General features: G+C 45.8%; 24 protein-coding genes. 23 read left to right on the top strand and 1 reads right to left on the bottom strand.

Going from position 1 to position 20,840, the window contains the following annotated elements; translation table 11 throughout:
• From TM_RS08285 to TM_RS08275, 3 genes are read left to right on the top strand one after another with little or no spacing between them, the layout of a single operon-like run.
• The gene (locus TM_RS08285) at positions 1-648 is read left to right on the top strand and encodes a 50S ribosomal protein L25 (RefSeq protein ID WP_004082103.1); all 648 of its coding nucleotides are present in this window, start codon (positions 1-3) and stop codon (positions 646-648) included.
• A 3-nt stretch (positions 649-651) separates the two neighbouring features.
• On the top strand, positions 652-1,212 hold the full coding sequence (gene pth, locus TM_RS08280) for an aminoacyl-tRNA hydrolase (protein ID WP_004082100.1): 561 nt from the start codon (positions 652-654) through the stop codon (positions 1,210-1,212).
• Entirely contained in the window at positions 1,209-1,610 is a 402-nt protein-coding gene (locus tag TM_RS08275) for a UvrB/UvrC motif-containing protein (protein ID WP_004082098.1), read from the top strand. The genes pth and TM_RS08275 overlap by 4 nt, the downstream gene beginning before the upstream one ends.
• Positions 1,611-1,633: 23 nt before the next feature.
• Here the strand turns inward: TM_RS08275 and TM_RS08270 are convergent, their stop codons facing one another.
• Positions 1,634-3,991, bottom strand: coding sequence for a glycoside hydrolase family 2 protein (locus TM_RS08270; protein ID WP_004082096.1), 2,358 nt, complete (start codon positions 3,989-3,991; stop codon positions 1,634-1,636).
• 97 nt (positions 3,992-4,088) lie between these two features.
• Between TM_RS08270 and lepA the strand changes: the two genes are divergently transcribed.
• The 20 genes from lepA to tsf are packed head-to-tail and all read left to right on the top strand — an operon-like array spanning position 4,089 to position 20,783.
• Positions 4,089-5,906, top strand: coding sequence for a translation elongation factor 4 (lepA, locus tag TM_RS08265; RefSeq protein WP_004082094.1), 1,818 nt, complete (start codon positions 4,089-4,091; stop codon positions 5,904-5,906).
• On the top strand, positions 5,903-6,367 hold the full coding sequence (locus TM_RS08260) for a DUF3242 domain-containing protein (protein ID WP_004082092.1): 465 nt from the start codon (positions 5,903-5,905) through the stop codon (positions 6,365-6,367). The genes lepA and TM_RS08260 overlap by 4 nt, the downstream gene beginning before the upstream one ends.
• The gene (locus TM_RS08255) at positions 6,364-7,032 is read left to right on the top strand and encodes a glycerophosphodiester phosphodiesterase family protein (protein ID WP_004082090.1); all 669 of its coding nucleotides are present in this window, start codon (positions 6,364-6,366) and stop codon (positions 7,030-7,032) included. The genes TM_RS08260 and TM_RS08255 overlap by 4 nt, the downstream gene beginning before the upstream one ends.
• A gap of 6 nt (positions 7,033-7,038) precedes the next feature.
• Entirely contained in the window at positions 7,039-7,404 is a 366-nt protein-coding gene (locus TM_RS08250) for a carboxymuconolactone decarboxylase family protein (protein WP_004082088.1), read from the top strand.
• Positions 7,382-10,063, top strand: a complete 2,682-nt coding sequence (gene polA / locus TM_RS08245; protein WP_004082086.1) for a DNA polymerase I — start codon at positions 7,382-7,384, stop codon at positions 10,061-10,063. Before TM_RS08250 ends, polA begins: the two co-directional genes overlap by 23 nt.
• Positions 10,064-10,076: 13 nt before the next feature.
• Entirely contained in the window at positions 10,077-10,544 is a 468-nt protein-coding gene (locus TM_RS08240; RefSeq protein ID WP_004082082.1) for a chemotaxis protein CheX, read from the top strand.
• Positions 10,544-10,831: an AtpZ/AtpI family protein gene (locus tag TM_RS08235; RefSeq protein WP_004082080.1), complete on the top strand. Its 288-nt coding sequence runs from the start codon at positions 10,544-10,546 to the stop codon at positions 10,829-10,831. Before TM_RS08240 ends, TM_RS08235 begins: the two co-directional genes overlap by 1 nt.
• Positions 10,767-11,117, top strand: a complete 351-nt coding sequence (locus TM_RS08230) for an ATP synthase subunit I (protein WP_010865371.1) — start codon at positions 10,767-10,769, stop codon at positions 11,115-11,117. The genes TM_RS08235 and TM_RS08230 overlap by 65 nt, the downstream gene beginning before the upstream one ends.
• Entirely contained in the window at positions 11,114-11,956 is an 843-nt protein-coding gene (gene atpB, locus TM_RS08225; RefSeq protein ID WP_004082076.1) for a F0F1 ATP synthase subunit A, read from the top strand. Before TM_RS08230 ends, atpB begins: the two co-directional genes overlap by 4 nt.
• 13 nt (positions 11,957-11,969) lie before the next feature.
• On the top strand, positions 11,970-12,227 hold the full coding sequence (locus tag TM_RS08220; protein WP_004082074.1) for a F0F1 ATP synthase subunit C: 258 nt from the start codon (positions 11,970-11,972) through the stop codon (positions 12,225-12,227).
• A 13-nt stretch (positions 12,228-12,240) separates the two neighbouring features.
• Positions 12,241-12,735 (top strand): F0F1 ATP synthase subunit B, encoded by a 495-nt coding sequence (atpF, locus tag TM_RS08215; protein WP_004082072.1) that lies wholly within the window; start codon positions 12,241-12,243, stop codon positions 12,733-12,735.
• Positions 12,732-13,283: a F0F1 ATP synthase subunit delta gene (locus TM_RS08210; RefSeq protein ID WP_004082066.1), complete on the top strand. Its 552-nt coding sequence runs from the start codon at positions 12,732-12,734 to the stop codon at positions 13,281-13,283. The genes atpF and TM_RS08210 overlap by 4 nt, the downstream gene beginning before the upstream one ends.
• Positions 13,280-14,791 carry a F0F1 ATP synthase subunit alpha gene (gene atpA, locus TM_RS08205; RefSeq protein WP_004082064.1) on the top strand — a complete coding sequence of 504 codons (1,512 nt, stop codon included), beginning with the start codon at positions 13,280-13,282 and terminating at the stop codon, positions 14,789-14,791. Before TM_RS08210 ends, atpA begins: the two co-directional genes overlap by 4 nt.
• A 21-nt stretch (positions 14,792-14,812) precedes the next feature.
• Positions 14,813-15,634 (top strand): ATP synthase F1 subunit gamma, encoded by an 822-nt coding sequence (atpG, locus tag TM_RS08200; RefSeq protein WP_004082062.1) that lies wholly within the window; start codon positions 14,813-14,815, stop codon positions 15,632-15,634.
• Positions 15,635-15,645: 11 nt separating this feature from the next.
• On the top strand, positions 15,646-17,052 hold the full coding sequence (atpD, locus tag TM_RS08195) for a F0F1 ATP synthase subunit beta (RefSeq protein ID WP_004082059.1): 1,407 nt from the start codon (positions 15,646-15,648) through the stop codon (positions 17,050-17,052).
• A 4-nt stretch (positions 17,053-17,056) separates the two neighbouring features.
• Positions 17,057-17,383 carry a F0F1 ATP synthase subunit epsilon gene (locus tag TM_RS08190; protein WP_004082057.1) on the top strand — a complete coding sequence of 109 codons (327 nt, stop codon included), beginning with the start codon at positions 17,057-17,059 and terminating at the stop codon, positions 17,381-17,383.
• On the top strand, positions 17,323-18,198 hold the full coding sequence (locus TM_RS08185) for a DegV family protein (protein WP_327084764.1): 876 nt from the start codon (positions 17,323-17,325) through the stop codon (positions 18,196-18,198). Before TM_RS08190 ends, TM_RS08185 begins: the two co-directional genes overlap by 61 nt.
• A gap of 13 nt (positions 18,199-18,211) precedes the next feature.
• Positions 18,212-18,748 carry a ribosome hibernation-promoting factor, HPF/YfiA family gene (gene hpf, locus TM_RS08180; protein ID WP_004082054.1) on the top strand — a complete coding sequence of 179 codons (537 nt, stop codon included), beginning with the start codon at positions 18,212-18,214 and terminating at the stop codon, positions 18,746-18,748.
• Between the two features lie 54 nt (positions 18,749-18,802).
• Complete coding sequence (locus tag TM_RS08175) at positions 18,803-20,182, top strand: Rne/Rng family ribonuclease (RefSeq protein WP_012311033.1); 1,380 nt, start codon at positions 18,803-18,805, stop codon at positions 20,180-20,182.
• A 1-nt stretch (position 20,183) separates the two neighbouring features.
• Positions 20,184-20,783 (top strand): translation elongation factor Ts, encoded by a 600-nt coding sequence (gene tsf, locus TM_RS08170; RefSeq protein WP_004082052.1) that lies wholly within the window; start codon positions 20,184-20,186, stop codon positions 20,781-20,783.
• Positions 20,784-20,840: the final 57 nt, after the last annotated feature.

Below are 20,840 nucleotides of genomic sequence, written 5' to 3'. Positions count from 1 at the left end.
ATGGTAAGTCTGGAAGCAAGAGTGAGAGAAGTGAAGGGAAAAAGAGAAGCGAGGCGTCTCAGAAGAAGAGGAGAAGTACCAGCGGTAGTGTACGGACCAGCAACTGAACCTATACCCGTGAAAATCAAAAGATCGGTCCTCGAGAAGATATTCCACACCATATCCGAAGCAACTCCCATTCAATTGATAATCAAAGACGATCAGGGAAACACGGTGGCGGAAAAAACCGTGTTTCTCAAGATGGTTCAGAGGGACAAAGTCTCCGAAACGGTCGTTCACCTCGACTTCTATGAACCGACAAAGGGCCACAGAATGAGGATCAATGTGCCTCTCAAAGTTGTTGGAAAACCCGTCGGTGTTGAAAAGGGCGGATTCCTCGAAGTGTTCCATGAAGAGATACCTGTTGAAACCGATCCCGACAAAGTCCCACAGGAAATAGAAGTGGACGTTTCTTCTCTCGATCTCGGCGACGTGATTCATGCAAGAGATCTGAAACTCCCAGAAGGTGTCAAGTGCCTTCTCGAAGAAGAAGAGGCAGTTGTTTCCGTACTCGTTCCGAAAGAAGTGGCGATCGAAGAGGCCACGGAAGAAGAGGAAGAAGCTGCAGAACCTGAAGTTATAAAGAGAAAGGAAGAGGAAGAGGAATAACGCATGGTTGTTGTTGGTCTGGGGAATCCAGGCCCACGTTATGCCTTCACCCGGCATAACGTGGGTTTTCTGTTTCTGGACTTTTTGAAAAACAAAGACTGGAAAACTGAAAAATATTTCGCGTGGAACAAAATTAACCTGGCTGGAAATGAAGTGGCTCTGGTGAAACCATTGACCTATATGAACCTCAGCGGTTTGGCGATGCCCCACGTTTTGAAATTCTTCAGCGCCAGTCTGGATGATATAATAGTGGTGTACGATGACGTGAGTTTGAAACTCGGGAAGATCCGCATCAGGAAGAAAGGTTCCGACGGTGGGCACAACGGCATGAAATCCATTATACAGGCGCTTGGAACACAGGAGATAAAACGTATAAGGGTAGGAATAGGCGATAAACCAGAAGGAATGGATCTTGTAAATTTCGTGCTGGGAGAATTCTCAGACGAGGAGTGGATTATACTTAACAAAGTGTTTGAAGTAATGAAAGAAGCCCTTGAGGTGATTCTCGTCGAAGGAATAGAAAAAGCAATGTCTATCTACAATTCCTTAGAGGTGAGAGCATGAAATGCTTGAGATGTGGCCATGAAACTTCAAAGTCATATAAAGTGGATTTCGACGGTGTGGAAAAAGAGATCGCATACTGTCAAAAGTGCTTGATGGATGTTTTAAAAGAGAGTGTCCCACTCAAAAACACTCCATCTCCCTCAGAGGACTCGATGGAAAAAAAAAGGCATCTTTCCTTCGATGGAGAAATGGTGATTTTTGTGGAGACACCTTTGAGAATTCTGGAGGAAATGTTCGGGAAGCTCTGGTCAGATCAGGAGAAGGAAAACTTTGAGAATGAAAGAAAAATCACTTTCCTCGAAAGAAAGCTAAAAGAGGCAATAAAAAACGAAGATTACAGAAAGGCCAATCGTTTAAAACAACTCATACTTCAAATCAAAAACAAAACAGTAAAATGAAAAGCCCCCGAAGGGGCTTTTCATCATCTCAGGTAATCGAACAGAGATTTCACTCCTCTCACTCCATCTGGTTTCTTTAGCGTGATGCTCCTTCCTGGTTCAAGGAACAGAAAATCATCCTCGGGTACTTCATCAGAGAGAATCTTTACACCAAAAGCTGGCCTCTGCGCTGTCAGCTCTATGAGCTCTCCCATATCCTCGAGCGAAATCTCTGGATCTGGAAGTTCCAGATCGCGCCACTTTCTGAAAACCCTGTAGTTCCTGTATTTAACCCCATCCACTTCTGCCTCGACGAAGAAGAAAAGATCATCGGGTAGCTCTACTCTATCAACCAAACTCACACCGTCTGCTGGGAGTACCGTTCTGTAAGTCTTTTCGAATACCTTTTCTCCCTTCTTCTCGTAGGCTGCAAGCCTGAGAGAGACTTCTTTTGTCTCCCTCAGATCGCTCACCACCAGCAGTTCTATTTTGTTGTCTCTCTTCTTCAAAACGGGTAGAACTTCAGCGAAGAATCTTCTCGCATAGTAGTAGAGAGCTTTGGGCCTTTTGAAGTAATCGACTGCGGACCAGCTGAAGACCGGCCAGCTGTCGTTGAACTGCCAGAAGAGAGCGCCGGCCGTTTTGTACTTCCTGCTTCGCCAGTGTTCAACACCGAACTTGATCGCCTCCGCCTGGTTGAGCTGGGACAGATACACAAAACTGTCGAAATCTTTACACTTTCCAAAATTTCCGAATATGAACCTGATCAATCTTTCCTGTCCTTCCACCTGTTTGTTGTGCTTCAGCATGACGGGATGGAATATCTCTCTTTCCTCGGGTTTTGAAAAGAACTCTATCGTCTCTGGATGGGGAGCACCCTGAAATCCAAACTCGCTGATGAACCTTCCGGTGTCTTTTTCGTAGTTTTCGTAGTTCATCCAGCCACTCCACACGTACCAGACGTGCCTGTCTCCTTCCTTTTCGCTGTTCGCTTTTTCACCGCCGTATGGACTGGATGGCCAATAGGGAGTGGACGGGTCTTCTTCGGCACAAATCTCAGGAAAATCGAAGAGGTAGAGCCTGTTTCCGAGGTTGATACCATCCACTTTTCTGGCCATATTTCCCCATTCATCGAATCCCCAGTTGTTTTCGTTGTTTCCGCACCAGAGAACAATGGAGGGATGGTATCTGAGTTTTCTCACAATCTTTCTTGCCTCTTCGTTCGCGAGTTTTCTGAACCACGGAAGATGATCCGGATATTCAAGACACGCGTACATGAAATCCTGCCACACCATGATACCGAGTTCATCACAGAGTCTGTAGAAGATCTCTCTCTCGTAGATTCCTCCTCCCCAGACCCTGAGCATGTTCATATTGGCACTCCTTGCCATTTTGACGAGCTTTTCGTAATCTTCCTCCTTCAACCACGTGAGGATGTTTTCTGAGGGAATCCAGTTAGCACCCTTAGCGAAGACTTTCTCACCGTTGATTTCGAATATGAAAGTTTTTCCTTCTTCATCGGGCTCCTGAACGATTCTGACTCTTCTCAAACCGATTTTCTTTTCTTCTCTGTAGATCTCTCCGTTTAAGTCTTTCAACACGAAAACGAAATCGTACAGGTACGGTTTCCCCACGTTCCACGGATACCATAGTTTCACATCTTTCAGGTGGAACACTCCATCGAAGAGCTTTTCTCCGTTCTTTTCAAGAACAGGAAACTCCCCTATCTTTTCACCGTTTACATAAACTTCCACAATGAGATTTCCTTCCCCGTGTACGAAACCGTTCACCCTCACAAGGGCATCTTTCCCCTCAAGTTCCAACAGATAAGCCGTTGAATCCTGAAGACGTGCCCTGTACACCTCGAGGTAGACGGGTTTCCAAATACCGCTTGTAACGATTCTGGCACCCCAGTCCCATCCGTACGAATACTGGGCTTTTCTTATGTATCCTCTGATGGGATCTTCAGGACCGCCGAGGACCCCGTAGTTCTGCTCGAGAGTTTTCGGAACTCTGATGGGAGATTTTATGTACACCTTCAGGTGATTCTTTTCTTTCAACACGTTCGTGACATCGAAGCGATACTCGATGAACATGTCTTCGGTGCTTCCAAGGTAAACACCGTTCAGATAAACATCCGACAGCGTGTCGACGCCCTCAAAAACGAGATCGACACGTTCCCCCTCTTTCACATCTTCTTTGAACTCGAACTCCCTCTCGTAGATCCACTCTCTGTCTTCTATTTCCTTGAAGAGATCTTCGTTCATCCCAACGTACGGGTGTGGAAGAAGACCTTTTCTGACCAGATCTGCCTGGACAACCCCTGGCACAGTCCCTTCAAACGAAAATCTCCCTTCGTTATCCCTAACGCTCCAGAAACCATTCAGGTCGATTCTTTTCACGTTATCACCTCCTCATGAATGTATATCACACTCTCTATGAAAAAACGAAATGGTAAAATTCAAAAGAGAGGTTAATTTTTCCGGAGGTGATCGAGGAGTGTACAGACCCGACCTGATCAGGAATATATGCATAATAGCGCATATCGATCATGGAAAGACAACCCTGGTGGACAGGATTCTTGAAATCACAAATACGGTGGACAGAAGAAAAATGAGAGAGCAGTACCTGGACATGATGGATATAGAGAGAGAAAGAGGAATCACCATAAAGGCCCAGCCGGTGAAGGTCATGTACACGGCAGAAGATGGAAACACCTATGAAATAAACATAATAGACACGCCGGGACACGTGGATTTCTCTTACGAAGTGGGAAGGAGTATGGCGGCCTGTGAAGGTGCCATACTGCTCGTTGATGCAACGCAGGGAGTGGAAGCCCAGACGGTTGCCCACACCTACCTTGCCATAGAACATGATCTGGAGATAATTCCGGTGATCAACAAGATCGATCTTCCGAATGCAAACATAGAGGAAACTGCCCTTGAAATAAAGGACCTTCTTGGTGTAAGCGAAAACGAAATCTTGCTCGTCAGCGCCAAGGAAGGAACCGGTGTGAAAGAACTCCTCGAAGCCATCGTCAAAAGGGTTCCTCCTCCGAAGGGAGACATCAACGGCAAACTCAAGGCACTTATATTCGACGCGAAATACGACAATTACAAAGGTGTGATCGTACACGTTCGTCTCTTCGATGGTCAGGTGAAACCAGGTGATAAAATAATGACTTTCTCCAACAAAAAAGTCTACGAAGTCCAGGAAGTAGGAGTGTTTCTGCCGGAGATGGAACCGGTGGATTCACTCAGTGCGGGCGAAGTGGGATACATCATCGCAGGGATAAAAGAGGTGTCGGACGCGCGGGTGGGAGACACGATCACATCGGCGAACGATCCGGTAGATGAAGCTCTTCCGGGATACAGAGAGATAAAACCGATGGTCTTCGCCGGGATGTTTCCAGGGCTTCCCGAATACTACGAAGAACTCAGAAAAGCCCTCGAAAAGCTGAAACTCAATGATTCTGCGCTGTACTTTGAGCCCACGATGTCCCCAGCTATGGGTTTTGGCTTTCGATGTGGTTTTCTGGGACCTCTCCACATGGAAGTGGTGAGGGAAAGAATAGAGAGAGAGTTCGATCTCGCTGTCATTCTCACCGCACCGAACGTCAGATACAGGGTGAAGCTCAGAAACGGTGAGGAAATAGAGATCACGGATCCTTCCAAATTTCCCGATGAAGGCGAGATACTGGAAGCGTACGAACCGTACGTTGATCTTTCGATCATAACACCGAGCGAATACATCGGAGCGATAATAAATCTCGTTCAGAATGAAAAGAGAGGAGAACTCAGAATAACCGAGAACGCAGGAAAAAATCGCGTCATTCTCAGATTCGACGCTCCACTTGCCGAAATAATCTATGACTTCTTTGACAGAATGAAAGCGGTGAGCAGAGGTTATGCCTCCATGGATTACGAGTTCAAAGAGTACAGAAGAAGCGATCTGGTGAAGGTTACCATACTCGTAAACAAAGAACCCGTCGACGCATTGTCGTTCATCGTACACAGGTCGAAAGCGTACCAGATGGCACGAAAGATAGTAGAAAAGCTGAAAGATCTGATCCCGCGTCACCAGTTCCAGATTCCCATTCAAGCGAAAGCCGGAGGCAGGATAATAGCAAGAGCAGACATAAAAGCCCTCAGAAAAGACGTTCTGGCAAAGTGTTACGGTGGAGATGTGACGAGGAAAATGAAACTTCTCGAAAAACAAAAGGAGGGTAAAAAGAAACTCAGGGAAATCGGGCGCGTGACCATTCCACAGGAGGCGTTCCTGGCTCTTCTCAAAATAGGAGGGGAGGATGAAAAGTGAGGCGTTCTTTGTTTCTCGTTGTTGTACTCCTGATGCTTTCTTCATGCACGTTGATAAAAATAGTGGTACCACCGGAGGCCTATTCTCTGGATACAGCCATCTTCGTTCTGGAGACCAGAGATTACAGATTGTCGGATGTGAAGGAGATAGACAGTTATGGAGACGTGGAAATGAAGGGCAAAGTTGCGGTTTTTGAAACGGAGTATGGCCCTGTTTTCCTCTACGTCTACAAAGGCGAAGAAGCGAAGAAGATCTGGAAGAAATTGAACGGCAGAGCCGGGTTTGTGTCCATAAGAAGTGTTCTGGACCTGCCCAACATGGGAAAATTCTCCACAGTATCGAACGGAAAGAAGATCGTCGCCTGGTGGAGAAAAAACTGGCTTTTCATCGTCGAAGGGAAAAACGGTGTAGAAGAATTTGTGAAGCACGTTTATAGAGTCTATGAGGAGATGAAACAGTGATCGTTCTGGGGCACAGGGGGTACTCTGCGAAATACCTTGAAAACACCCTCGAAGCGTTTATGAAGGCGATAGAAGCGGGGGCAAACGGTGTGGAACTGGACGTGAGACTGTCGAAGGACGGGAAAGTTGTTGTCTCACACGACGAAGATTTGAAAAGACTGTTTGGACTGGACGTGAAGATAAGAGATGCCACTGTGTCTGAGCTGAAAGAATTAACAGATGGAAAGATAACCACTTTGAAAGAAGTGTTCGAAAACGTTTCTGATGATAAAATCATTAACATCGAGATAAAAGAAAGAGAAGCGGCAGATGCTGTTCTAGAAATTTCGAAAAAAAGAAAGAATCTGATATTCTCTTCTTTCGATCTGGACCTGCTCGATGAGAAATTCAAGGGGACAAAATACGGCTATCTGATAGATGAAGAGAACTACGGAAGTATAGAAAACTTTGTCGAGAGAGTAGAAAAAGAACGTCCTTATTCGCTCCACGTACCGTACCAGGCGTTCGAATTAGAATACGCAGTAGAGGTTTTGAGAAGTTTCAGAAAAAAAGGAATCGTGATCTTTGTCTGGACGCTGAACGATCCGGAAATTTATAGAAAGATACGCAGAGAAATAGACGGGGTTATCACGGACGAAGTGGAACTCTTCGTGAAGTTGAGGTGAAAAGCCGTGGAGTACAAAAAGTTTGTGGAAGCAAGAAGAGAGCTGAACGAGAAGGTGTTATCCCGTGGAACTCTGAACACGAAGAGATTCTTCAATCTCGACTCCGCCGTTTACAGGCCCGGGAAACTCGATGTAAAGACCAAAGAACTGATGGGGCTCGTAGCATCCACGGTTCTCAGGTGCGATGATTGTATAAGGTACCACCTTGTAAGGTGTGTTCAGGAAGGAGCGAGCGACGAAGAGATCTTCGAAGCCCTTGACATCGCCCTCGTGGTTGGTGGCTCTATCGTGATACCGCACTTGAGAAGAGCTGTGGGATTCCTTGAAGAGCTGAGGGAGATGGAGAAAAATGGCGAGACTATTTCTCTTTGATGGAACTGCTCTGGCCTACAGAGCGTACTATGCGCTCGATAGATCGCTTTCTACTTCCACCGGCATTCCCACAAACGCCACATACGGTGTGGCGAGGATGCTGGTGAGATTCATCAAAGACCATATCATTGTCGGAAAAGACTACGTTGCTGTGGCTTTCGACAAAAAAGCTGCCACCTTCAGACACAAGCTCCTCGAGACTTACAAGGCTCAAAGACCAAAGACTCCGGATCTCCTGATTCAGCAGCTTCCGTACATAAAGAAGCTGGTCGAAGCCCTTGGAATGAAAGTGCTGGAGGTAGAAGGATACGAAGCGGACGATATAATTGCCACTCTGGCTGTGAAGGGGCTTCCGCTTTTTGATGAAATATTCATAGTGACCGGAGATAAAGACATGCTTCAGCTTGTGAACGAAAAGATCAAGGTGTGGCGAATCGTAAAAGGGATATCCGATCTGGAACTTTACGATGCGCAGAAGGTGAAGGAAAAATACGGTGTTGAACCCCAGCAGATCCCGGATCTTCTGGCTCTAACCGGAGATGAAATAGACAACATCCCCGGTGTAACTGGGATAGGTGAAAAGACTGCTGTTCAGCTTCTAGAGAAGTACAAAGACCTCGAAGACATACTGAATCATGTTCGCGAACTTCCTCAAAAGGTGAGAAAAGCCCTGCTTCGAGACAGAGAAAACGCCATTCTCAGCAAAAAGCTGGCGATTCTGGAAACAAACGTTCCCATTGAAATAAACTGGGAAGAACTTCGCTACCAGGGCTACGACAGAGAGAAACTCTTACCACTTTTGAAAGAACTGGAATTCGCATCCATCATGAAGGAACTTCAACTGTACGAAGAGTCCGAACCCGTTGGATACAGAATAGTGAAAGACCTAGTGGAATTTGAAAAACTCATAGAGAAACTGAGAGAATCCCCTTCGTTCGCCATAGATCTTGAGACGTCTTCCCTCGATCCTTTCGACTGCGACATTGTCGGTATCTCTGTGTCTTTCAAACCAAAGGAAGCGTACTACATACCACTCCATCATAGAAACGCCCAGAACCTGGACGAAAAAGAGGTTCTGAAAAAGCTCAAAGAAATTCTGGAGGACCCCGGAGCAAAGATCGTTGGTCAGAATTTGAAATTCGATTACAAGGTGTTGATGGTGAAGGGTGTTGAACCTGTTCCTCCTTACTTCGACACGATGATAGCGGCTTACCTTCTTGAGCCGAACGAAAAGAAGTTCAATCTGGACGATCTCGCATTGAAATTTCTTGGATACAAAATGACATCTTACCAAGAGCTCATGTCCTTCTCTTTTCCGCTGTTTGGTTTCAGTTTTGCCGATGTTCCTGTAGAAAAAGCAGCGAACTACTCCTGTGAAGATGCAGACATCACCTACAGACTTTACAAGACCCTGAGCTTAAAACTCCACGAGGCAGATCTGGAAAACGTGTTCTACAAGATAGAAATGCCCCTTGTGAACGTGCTTGCACGGATGGAACTGAACGGTGTGTATGTGGACACAGAGTTCCTGAAGAAACTCTCAGAAGAGTACGGAAAAAAACTCGAAGAACTGGCAGAGGAAATATACAGGATAGCTGGAGAGCCGTTCAACATAAACTCACCGAAGCAGGTTTCAAGGATCCTTTTTGAAAAACTCGGCATAAAACCACGTGGTAAAACGACGAAAACGGGAGACTATTCAACACGCATAGAAGTCCTCGAGGAACTTGCCGGTGAACACGAAATCATTCCTCTGATTCTTGAATACAGAAAGATACAGAAATTGAAATCAACCTACATAGACGCTCTTCCCAAGATGGTCAACCCAAAGACCGGAAGGATTCATGCTTCTTTCAATCAAACGGGGACTGCCACTGGAAGACTTAGCAGCAGCGATCCCAATCTTCAGAACCTCCCGACGAAAAGTGAAGAGGGAAAAGAAATCAGGAAAGCGATAGTTCCTCAGGATCCAAACTGGTGGATCGTCAGTGCCGACTACTCCCAAATAGAACTGAGGATCCTCGCCCATCTCAGTGGTGATGAGAATCTTTTGAGGGCATTCGAAGAGGGCATCGACGTCCACACTCTAACAGCTTCCAGAATATTCAACGTGAAACCCGAAGAAGTAACCGAAGAAATGCGCCGCGCTGGTAAAATGGTTAATTTTTCCATCATATACGGTGTAACACCTTACGGTCTGTCTGTGAGGCTTGGAGTACCTGTGAAAGAAGCAGAAAAGATGATCGTCAACTACTTCGTCCTCTACCCAAAGGTGCGCGATTACATTCAGAGGGTCGTATCGGAAGCGAAAGAAAAAGGCTATGTTAGAACGCTGTTTGGAAGAAAAAGAGACATACCACAGCTCATGGCCCGGGACAGGAACACACAGGCTGAAGGAGAACGAATTGCCATAAACACTCCCATACAGGGTACAGCAGCGGATATAATAAAGCTGGCTATGATAGAAATAGACAGGGAACTGAAAGAAAGAAAAATGAGATCGAAGATGATCATACAGGTCCACGACGAACTGGTTTTTGAAGTGCCCAATGAGGAAAAGGACGCGCTCGTCGAGCTGGTGAAAGACAGAATGACGAATGTGGTAAAGCTTTCAGTGCCGCTCGAAGTGGATGTAACCATCGGCAAAACATGGTCGTGAGGAGGTGTTATCTGTGGATGCAAGAATCGTGAACGCCCTCATTGGATCGGTTTATGAAACCATCAGAGATGTTCTGGGGATAGAGCCGAAAACAGGAAAACCCAGCACCGTATCACACATAGAGATTCCCCACTCGCTGGTAACCGTCATTGGAATAACAGGTGGAATAGAAGGCAGTCTGATCTATTCTTTTTCGTCGGAGACGGCACTGAAAGTTGTTTCCGCTATGATGGGTGGAATGGAATACAATCAACTCGATGAACTCGCTCTGAGCGCGATAGGAGAACTTGGAAACATGACAGCCGGGAAGCTGGCGATGAAACTCGAACACTTGGGAAAACATGTGGATATCACCCCGCCAACTGTGGTGAGTGGAAGAGATCTCAAAATAAAGAGTTTTGGTGTTATTTTGAAACTTCCGATCTCTGTCTTTTCGGAAGAGGATTTCGATCTTCATCTTTCAGTGAAGAGCGGAGGGTGATGCCTATTTCCAGAAATCTTTTCAGGGACTTTGGAAAATACAACATAGTCGTTATGTTCATAACGACTCTGGCTTCGAACATCGTTGTCGGTGCTTTGATCGGGTATTATCTGGACAAATGGACCTTCAAAAATGGGATTTTACTGTTTATTTTCATAATTTTAGGAATTGTTTCAGGTTTCTATAACGGTTTCAAAATTCTTTTGAAAGAAACTGAGAGGTATGATAAAAGTGAAAAGGTTAACGAAAAAGATGGCAGTGACGATAATGATAATGGGAATGGTTGAAGCACTCGTTTTTGGCTTGATAAGTGGCTTCGAAAAGAGCTGGAGCCCACTCCTTGGAAGTGCAGGAGCTGTACTGAATCTCTTTTCTTTGAAAAACGACATAGAAAAGATGGCTTCCAGGGGAACCACAAAGGGATGGGTCTTTGGATACTTGGGAAGATACACCTTCAGCGCGGCGCTTCTTCTTCTGGGTGGTCTTGTGTCTTTTGAAACTCTTCTGGGAGTTTTCTTTGGTTTGATGAATTTGAAGATAGTCTCTTTCATAGCCTGGAGGTGGACGGATTGAAGATCACGTTTTCAAAAAAAGAGAAAATATTTCTCGCTGTCTTCATTTCCCTCTACGTTCTCGTCGCCGTCTTGAACATCCAGCAGCTGAAACGGACACCCATGGAAGAGATCTTCGGTGGTCTCGGTAAAAGGTGGATTGTGGATATAAACGGCTTCAGGATCAATCCCATGACCATCATCGTTGGAACGGCTATAGCGATCTTTCTAATAGTGCTCGCGTACAGACTGAGAAAGTTCGAAATGATTCCAAACAGAAAGCAGGCTTTCATGGAGTCGATCCTCGAGATGTTTTACGAGATCGTTGACGAATCGATCCCAGATAAGCGATTCGTGAAACCCACTTTTGTAGTCGCAACCACACTTTTCCTCTTCATCACCATCTCGAACATAATAGGTGGAGCGGTGCCGGGCGTGAGTGTGGTCGCCGATGAAACTGGAGCTGTTCAGAAAGTAGTACTCTTCAACGACACCTGGCCGGCACCAACAGGAGACCTGAACACCAATCTCACCTACGCCGTCATGGTCCTCATCATCAGCCATGCTTTCGCCATAAAGTCCAAGGGATTCAAAGAGTGGCTGAAGTCCTGGTTCTATCCAAATCCGGTTATGTTCCCTATAAACCTCATCGGCGAACTGGCAAAACCCATCTCCCATTCTCTGAGGTTGTTTGGTAATATAGGAGGTGGAGCAATACTCGTTTACATCCTCTCTTACATGACGAAGTACTTCTTCGCTCCCATCATTTTCTGGGGATTCTTCGGTATCTTCGTTGGTCTGGTACAGGCGTTCGTGTTCAGTATGCTCGCAGTTGCATACATCAGTTCACAACTTTCGTAAGGAGGGGTCAAAGATGGAAAATCTTGGAGATCTCGCTCAGGGACTGGCGCTTCTTGGAAAATATCTCGGTGCAGGACTATGTATGGGAATAGGAGCCATCGGTCCTGGAATAGGAGAAGGTAACATAGGAGCCCACGCGATGGACGCCATGGCGAGACAACCTGAAATGGTCGGTACCATCACCACGAGGATGCTTCTTGCCGACGCCGTTGCCGAAACAACGGGTATATACTCTCTTCTCATAGCCTTCATGATCCTCCTCGTGGTGTGAGGAGGGGAGAACTTTGGGCTTTCTGGAGATAAACTGGACCTCAGCGGCAATGCTGATGCTCTTCGTTCTCATGGTGTATTTTCTAAACAAATTCCTCTACACACCGTTCATTGAGATGGCGGAGAAGAGAAGAAAAAAGGTGGAAGAGGACCTGAAAAGCGCTGAGCAACTGAAGGAAGAAGCCGAAAAGATGAGATCTGAAGCCGAGAGATTTCTCTCCGAAGCAAGGCAGAGAGCAGACGAAATCGTAGAAAGTGCCAGAAAAGAAGCCGAAGCGATTGTTGAAGAAGCTCGTGAAAAGGCAAAGAAAGAAGCGCAGAACATCGTAGAGTCCGCAAAAACACAGATAGAAGTTGAATACAAAAAGGCTCTGGAACAGGTTCAGGAAAGAGCAGCGGAACTCTCCGTGATACTCGCTACCAAGCTTCTCCAAAAGGTGTTTCAGGATGAAAGAGCAAGAAGAGAGTATCTCGTCAAAATCCTCAAAGAGGAGATAGAAAAGTCATGAGGTTCTCTGCGGTGGCGGGAAGGTACGCCAGAGCACTTTTAAACGTTGCAATAGAAAAAGAAAAAGAAGAGGAATACCTGAGATTCCTGGATCTTGTGTGCCAGATTTACGAATCAAGCAGGGAACTGTTTGACAATCCCATCTTGAAACCAGAAAAGAAGATTTCTCTCATAAAAGAGATAATGAAAAGTTTCGGCCAGGAAATGGATGAGTTTCAGGAACGATTTTTAACGCTCGTGTTTGAGAGAAAAAGACAGAAACTTCTGAGAAACATCAGGGATCTGTTCGAGTACGAGAAGATCCTGTCGGAGCAGAAAGTTCCGGCAAATCTATCGATAGCCCACAGCCCAGAAGATGAAGAACTTTCTCTCCTCAGAAAGTTCGTCAGAAAGTACGCTCTCAAGGATCCTGTTTTCGATATTTCCATCGACGAATCTCTCATAGCGGGTGCTCTCGTTGAATTCGAAGGATTCAGACTGGACACGACGGTTCAGGGCAGACTGAAAAGAATCGCCCGAGAAGCCCTCAAAAGGGGTGAGATGAGTTGAGGATAAATCCTGGAGAAATCACGAAGGTTCTCGAAGAGAAGATAAAAAGTTTCGAGGAGAAGATCGATCTCGAAGACACTGGTAAGGTCATCCAGGTTGGAGACGGTATAGCCCGTGCGTACGGGTTGAATAAAGTGATGGTGAGTGAGCTCGTGGAATTCGTCGAAACTGGAGTCAAAGGAGTCGCCTTCAATCTGGAAGAGGACAACGTTGGTATCATCATACTCGGTGAATACAAAGATATAAAAGAGGGTCACACCGTCAGAAGATTGAAAAGGATCATAGAAGTACCGGTTGGAGAAGAGCTCCTCGGTAGGGTGGTCAATCCGCTCGGAGAACCGCTCGATGGAAAGGGCCCAATAAACGCAAAGAACTTCAGACCGATAGAAATAAAAGCCCCCGGTGTCATCTACAGGAAACCCGTCGATACACCTCTCCAGACAGGAATAAAGGCGATCGACTCCATGATTCCCATCGGGAGAGGCCAAAGAGAGCTGATCATAGGAGATAGGCAGACGGGAAAAACGGCCATCGCTATAGACACCATCATCAACCAGAAAGGACAGGGTGTGTACTGCATTTACGTGGCGATAGGTCAGAAAAAGTCCGCTATTGCAAGGATCATCGATAAACTCAGACAGTACGGAGCCATGGAGTACACAACGGTGGTTGTGGCCTCCGCTTCCGACCCGGCATCTCTCCAGTACATAGCACCGTACGCGGGCTGTGCCATGGGAGAGTACTTCGCATATTCCGGAAGGGATGCCCTCGTGGTCTATGACGATCTTTCGAAGCACGCCGTCGCCTACAGACAGCTCTCACTTCTCATGAGAAGGCCCCCGGGAAGAGAGGCTTATCCTGGGGACATCTTCTATCTACACTCCAGACTCCTTGAGAGGGCCGTCAGACTGAACGACAAACTCGGTGGAGGATCCCTCACGGCTCTACCCATCGTTGAAACTCAGGCGAACGATATATCCGCCTACATTCCAACGAACGTGATATCCATCACTGACGGTCAGATATACCTCGAGCCCGGATTGTTCTACGCCGGTCAGAGACCTGCTATCAACGTTGGTCTGTCCGTTTCCAGGGTTGGAGGATCTGCGCAGATAAAAGCAATGAAGCAGGTCGCCGGTATGTTGAGAATTGATCTTGCACAGTACAGAGAACTCGAAACGTTCGCTCAGTTTGCCACAGAACTGGATCCAGCTACCAGAGCCCAGATCATAAGAGGACAGAGGCTCATGGAACTTCTGAAACAGGAACAGTACAGTCCTATGCCCGTTGAAGAGCAGGTCGTCGTTCTCTTCGCAGGTGTCAGGGGATACCTCGATGATCTCCCGGTGGAAGAAGTCAGAAGATTCGAGAAGGAATTTCTCAGATTTATGCACGAAAAGCACCAGGATATCCTCGACGACATAAAGACGAAGAAAGAACTGACTTCGGAAACGGAGGAAAAACTCAAGAAAGCCATTGAAGAATTCAAAACCACTTTCAGGGTGTGATGTGCAATGAGTAGAGGTCGAATGCTACAGATAAAGAGAAAGATAAACGCAACACAATCACTGATGAAGATCACGCGCGCTATGGAGATGGTAGCGCGCGCAAAGGTGAGAAAAATAGAGTCGGAGTATCAAAAATTCAAGCCCTTCTACGACGAAGTGAAAAGATTGTGGGCGCTGGTTCCAGCGGAATCTCTCGATCCGATCTTTTTTGAAGAAGGGAACAGAGACCTGATCGTGGTGATAACAAGCGATATGGGACTGTGTGGTTCCTTCAACAGTGAAATCTTGAGAGAGGCAGAAAGAGTGATCTCCGAATCCAGGGATCCACACCTCATACTCGTAGGTCTCAAAGCCATAAACCATTTCAAGGACGGAAAAGTGTTGAAAATGTACGACAGATTCTACGAAATACCCGACTTTAGAAACGGCTCTACGATCGTGGAAGATATTCTCAATTTTCTCGATGGGAAACCCGCGAGAGTCAGAGTGATTTTCAGCCGATTCAAAAACGTTCTTATACAGAGGCCAGAAGTGCACGAACTTCTTCCCATCAAAAAGGAAGAAAAAAAGAGAGAAGACTTCGAATACGAACCACGCCTAGAGCAAATTGCTCCGCTGATCTTTCATTACTATCTCTCGGCCACACTCATGGAACTCATGTTTCAGACGAAGATAGGAGAATACTACGCAAGACAGAACGCCATGAAGAACGCCACAGACAACGCCCAGGAAGTGATCAGGGAGCTGACACTGGCGTACAACAAAGCGCGTCAGGCTTCGATCACCCAGGAACTCATAGAGATCGTTACGGGAGCAGAAGCTCTGAAGGAAATAGAAAAATGAGGTGATATGGCATGGCAAAGGGTTCGAAAGGATTCATTGTGAGTATTATGGGACCTGTTGTGGACGTGAAATTTCCCGAAGAGGAACTCCCGGATATATACAACGCCCTCGAAGTTGTAAATCCCCAAACGGGGCAGAAGGTAGTGCTCGAGGTGGAGCAGCTCATCGGCGATGGAGTTGTTAGAACGGTGGCTATGGATTCAACAGACGGTTTAACCAAAGGTCTGGAAGTGGTAGATACAGGAGCTCCCATAACAGCACCTGTGGGGAAAGAAGTCCTTGGAAGGATCCTGAACGTGATAGGTGAACCTGTCGACGAAGCAGGAGAAATAAAAGCCAAAGAAAGATGGCCCATTCACAGACCAGCCCCTGAGCTTGTGGAACAATCCACAGAGATAGAAATCCTCGAGACCGGTATAAAGGTGATCGATCTTCTCGCTCCGTTCCCAAAGGGCGGAAAGATCGGTTTCTTCGGAGGAGCGGGCGTTGGAAAGACCGTGCTCGTTATGGAACTCATCAGAAACATCGCAATAGAACACAAGGGATTTTCAGTGTTCGCAGGTGTCGGGGAGAGAACAAGAGAAGGTAACGAACTCTGGCTCGAAATGCAGGAAAGCGGAGTTCTTGGAAACACCGTTCTCGTTTTTGGCCAGATGAACGAGCCCCCGGGAGCAAGGTTCAGAGTGGCTCTTACCGCCCTCACCATCGCTGAGTACTTCAGAGACGTAGAAGGAAGAGACGTTCTTCTCTTCATAGACAACATATTCAGGTTTGTCCAAGCTGGAAGTGAAGTCTCGGCACTTCTCGGAAGAATGCCGTCTGCTGTGGGATATCAGCCCACCCTCGCAACCGATATGGGAGAACTTCAGGAGAGAATCACTTCGACGAGGAGAGGTTCCATCACATCCGTTCAGGCCATATACGTTCCTGCGGACGACATAACCGACCCGGCACCGGCAACCACCTTCGCCCATCTTGATGCCACTGTGGTTCTGTCACGAAGAATAGCAGAACTTGGACTTTACCCGGCGGTTGATCCTCTCGACTCCTCCTCGAAAATTCTGGATCCAGCGATCGTTGGAAGAGAGCATTACGAAGTGGCAAGAGGTGTTCAGGAAGTTCTTCAGAGATACAAGGACCTTCAGGATATTATCGCCATACTCGGTGTGGAGGAACTCTCTCCGGAAGACAAACTTGTGGTTCACCGTGCCAGAAGAATTCAAAGGTTCCTCAGCCAGCCGTTCCACGTAGCAGAAAGGTTCACAGGTCGTCCTGGAAGATACGTACCCATTGAAGAAACAATTAGAGGATTCAAGGAGATTCTCGACGGAAAACTCGACGATGTACCTGAACAGGCGTTTCTCATGGCCGGAAACATCGACGAAGTTAAAGAAAGAGCAAAAGAAATGAGGAGTTGAAAATGTGAAGGTAAAAATCGTTACACCCTATGGGATCGTGTACGACAGAGAAAGCGACTTCATTTCTTTCAGAACGGTGGAAGGATCCATGGGAATCCTCCCCAGGAGGGCTCCCATAGTAACCCAGCTCTCCGTGTGCGATGTAAAAATAAAATCGGGTGATGATGAATACCATCTGAAAGTTGCGGGTGGTTTTTTGCTCTGCGATGGAAAAGATGTGATCATAATCACGGAAGAAGCCGGAAGAGAAGAAGACATCTCCCCTGATAGATTCATGGAAGCAAGGGAAAGAGTGGAAAGGGTGAGACGATTCTTCCAGTCTTCGTTATAGACAGCGCTGTCACAGTTGGCAATTGGGAACTTCCGTTTCCTGTAAGAACGATCGGTATAAAGGTCTACATCGACGATAAAGAGTACACAGACGACGTAGACATCGATAAAGAAACTTTTTACAGTCTTTTTGGAAAGGCAAAAAACTTCAGAACAGCCGTCCCCTCTCCGCTTGAAATGGAGAGGGTGCTTCGTGATATAATTTCTGAAGGTTGTACCCGTATATACTGCGTTCACCTTTCTTCAAAGCTGAGTGCTTTCTATAACGTGATGAAGAGCGTAACCGAACGTCTAAAAGAAAAGTTCCCATCGGTGACATTCAGGGTTATTGACACCAGACAAGTTTCAATAGGTGCAGGATATGTTCTTCTAAAGTTGATGGAATCGGTGAAAGACGGCAGAGAGGATCTTGAAAGAGTTGTTCAGGAAGCAAACGAAAGAATAAAGATCCGCTTCTCAGTGCTGGAATTCGATTATCTCATGAAGAGTGGAAGGGTAAAAGCGATAACAGGAATGCTCGGGAATCTCATAAAGATACATCCCATTCTGAGCATTGAAGATGGAGAACTCAGAGTGGTAGCGAAAAAACGTGGTTTAAAGAATGTTGTAGAGAAAATTGTTCAGGACCTGAAAATAGACGGAAGAAAAATGCTGGGACTTGTTTATGCCGGGGAAGAAATGAAGGAGATCGTTCTTGAAATAGAAGAAAAACTGAAAGACGAACACATCGAAAGGGTGGACATCGTGAGATTGCCTCCCACCCTTGCTGTTCATTCTGGTCCCAAGATGTTCGGAGCAGGTGTATTCATACTGTAAGGGAGGTGCTTTTATGGAGTACAGGATAACGGGAAAGGGTGTAGAAATTTCCGAAGCCATCAAAAATTATCTGGAAAAAAGGCTCGATAAAATTGACAGGGTGATTTACGATGATGACCTCGTTTCCTTCAACGTTAGAATAGAAAAAGATGGTAAGAATCAATATGTGGTTAAGTTCAATATGAATCTGAAAGGGAACATCATCAATGTAGAAGAAAGACACCCGGATATTTACACCGCGATAGATTTTGCCTCGGATGCTCTAGAAAAACAGGTGAAAAGATTGAAAGAGAGGCTGAAGAACCACCCTCATAGAAGTTCTGCACTCGTTGAAACTCCTCTTGAAGAGCCAGGTGAATTTTCCCCATCTGACAAGGTCTCTTCTGTAAAAAGAGTTTCTCTTCTCAACCTCGATCTCGATGAAGCAGTTATGCAGATGGATGAGTTGAACCATCGATTCCTCGTTTTCAGAAACGTCAATACTGGCGAAATAAATCTCCTCTACAGGGACGAAAACGGAGACATTCATCTCATCGAGATGGCAGAGTAAACCGGAGGTGTCAAGGATATAAGAGAATTTCTCCTTAATGTTCAATCGGACAGCTTGTCTTACGCTGTAATGGACGATGGTGAACTCGAAGAGGTCTTTTTCGATGAAATAGAAACGATCGCAGGGAAAATTTACCTTGGAAGGATCGAAAAAATTGTACCAGGACTCGAAGCAGCCTTCGTGAAAATTGGAAAGGGCAGGAACGCCTTTTTGAAACTCAGCGAGATTAATGAAGCCTACAGGAAAACTGTTCTGAAAGGACAAGAAGTAAAAGAAGGCCAGAAGATACTCGTACAGGTGAAAAAGGATGCTTCGGGAAAAAAAGGACCTCAGGTAACACCCCAGATAGGGATAGCCGACAGATTCGTTGTCATATTTCCTTTCAAAAAAGTGATAGGTGTTTCAAGAAAGATAGAAGATGCTTCAGAAAGACGCAGATTGAGAACCATAGCCTTTTCTCTGAGAAAAAAATACGGTGTCGGTGTAATAATGAGGACAGCAGCGGAAGGTGTGGACGAAGAGGAGATCATAAAGAATTTCGAAAGGGCATTAGAAAAATGGAACCAGGTACTTCAAAAGTTCAGAAGATCGAGAAAACCGAAGTTGCTATACGAAGAAGATCCTGTAGAACAGATCATCAAAGAAAAGGTGAATTCGAAGATAGACAAATTGATTTACAACGACAGATCACTCCTTGAGACCTTACAGAAATATCTTCAAAATCTTCCGAAAAAACCGGAGATCGAGTACGTAGAAGGTGACCTGTTTGAAAAGTTTTCCGTTTACGAACGTTTGAAAAAACTTCTCTCCCGCACTGTTCCATTGAAAAGCGGAGGAAACATCGTCATAGATCGAACAGAAGCGCTCACCGTTATAGATGTAAACTCGGAAAGCTACACAGACGCTGAAAACCAGGAGGAACTCGCTTTGAAAACGAACATGGAGGCCATCGAAGAAATCGTTCGTCAGTTGATACTCAGAAACATTGGAGGAATCGTGGTAATAGATTTCATAAAGCAGAAAGATCCGAAGAGTTATGAAAAGCTTCTTTCACGATTCAAAGAGGTTGCAAAAAGAGACGGAACAAGAATCGAAATCTTTGGATTCACAAATCTTGGGCTTCTGGAAATAACAAGAAAAAGAACGACAAGACCTCTGGATACACTTCTTTTCACCCGGTGCCCCGTGTGTTCGGGAACGGGAAAAGTACTTTCTCAAAAGATTCTGCTTAAGAGAATCAGAGAAGATTTGAAAAAATTGAAAGATTTTGAGGAAGTAACATTGAAAGTTCATCCGAACATGTCTGGATACTTCAAAAGGGAAGATATAAAAAAGCTCCAGAAGGAATTCAAAGTAAAACTGAACCTGGATTACGGCTGGCACGATCCAAATTCTTACGAGATCAAGGCGAAGACCAAGAAAGGAGGAAAGTGACATGGAAATATCCATGGACCTAATCAAAAAGCTCAGAGAAATGACAGGTGCAGGTATTCTGGATTGTAAAAAAGCCCTCGAAGAAGCCAACGGTGATATGGAAAAAGCGGTGGAGATTCTCAGAAAAAAGGGTGCTGCAACAGCTGAAAAGAAAGCTGGAAGAACTACCAAAGAAGGAATCATCGTTGCATACGTTCACTTCAACGGAAGAATAGGTGTTCTGCTCGAGATGAACTGTGAAACGGACTTCGTGGCCAGAACCGATGAGTTCAAAGAACTCGCTTACAACCTCGCAAAACAGGTTGCTGCAATGAAACCTCTGTACGTCAGAAGAGAGGACGTTCCGGCAGAAGTCATAGAAAAAGAGAAAGAAATCTACAGAGCTCAGATCAAGGATAAACCTGAAAACATCGTGGAAAAGATCGTGGAAGGAAAGCTCGAGAAATTCTTCGAACAGGCGTGTCTCTACGAACAGACTTACATATTCGACGATACAAAAAAGGTGAAAGATCTCATAAACGAACTGATAGCGAAAACAGGTGAAAACATAAGAGTTTCAAGGTTCACAAGATACGAGATAGGAGAGGGTTACGAAGATTGATCAACGACACACATAAGCGAGGGTGAGCGAAAAGCTCACCCTTTTTTTGGAGGTATG

The organism is Thermotoga maritima MSB8 (assembly GCF_000008545.1).
GTDB lineage: Bacteria > Thermotogota > Thermotogae > Thermotogales > Thermotogaceae > Thermotoga > Thermotoga maritima.
This window is presented reverse-complemented; position numbering and strand designations above follow the sequence as displayed.

What these genes read in the sequence shown, in the direction of transcription:
- TM_RS08285 (WP_004082103.1), top strand. Translation starts at nt 1, where the DNA reads ATGGTAAGTCTGGAAGCAAGAGTGAGAGAAGTGAAGGGAAAAAGAGAA.
- tsf (WP_004082052.1), top strand. Translation starts at nt 20,184, where the DNA reads ATGGAAATATCCATGGACCTAATCAAAAAGCTCAGAGAAATGACAGGT.
- atpG (WP_004082062.1), top strand. Translation starts at nt 14,813, where the DNA reads ATGCTACAGATAAAGAGAAAGATAAACGCAACACAATCACTGATGAAG.
- TM_RS08230 (WP_010865371.1), top strand. Translation starts at nt 10,767, where the DNA reads ATGATAAAAGTGAAAAGGTTAACGAAAAAGATGGCAGTGACGATAATG.
- polA (WP_004082086.1), top strand. Translation starts at nt 7,382, where the DNA reads ATGGCGAGACTATTTCTCTTTGATGGAACTGCTCTGGCCTACAGAGCG.
- TM_RS08275 (WP_004082098.1), top strand. Translation starts at nt 1,209, where the DNA reads ATGAAATGCTTGAGATGTGGCCATGAAACTTCAAAGTCATATAAAGTG.
- TM_RS08220 (WP_004082074.1), top strand. Translation starts at nt 11,970, where the DNA reads ATGGAAAATCTTGGAGATCTCGCTCAGGGACTGGCGCTTCTTGGAAAA.
- TM_RS08210 (WP_004082066.1), top strand. Translation starts at nt 12,732, where the DNA reads ATGAGGTTCTCTGCGGTGGCGGGAAGGTACGCCAGAGCACTTTTAAAC.
- TM_RS08235 (WP_004082080.1), top strand. Translation starts at nt 10,544, where the DNA reads ATGCCTATTTCCAGAAATCTTTTCAGGGACTTTGGAAAATACAACATA.
- hpf (WP_004082054.1), top strand. Translation starts at nt 18,212, where the DNA reads ATGGAGTACAGGATAACGGGAAAGGGTGTAGAAATTTCCGAAGCCATC.
- atpD (WP_004082059.1), top strand. Translation starts at nt 15,646, where the DNA reads ATGGCAAAGGGTTCGAAAGGATTCATTGTGAGTATTATGGGACCTGTT.
- pth (WP_004082100.1), top strand. Translation starts at nt 652, where the DNA reads ATGGTTGTTGTTGGTCTGGGGAATCCAGGCCCACGTTATGCCTTCACC.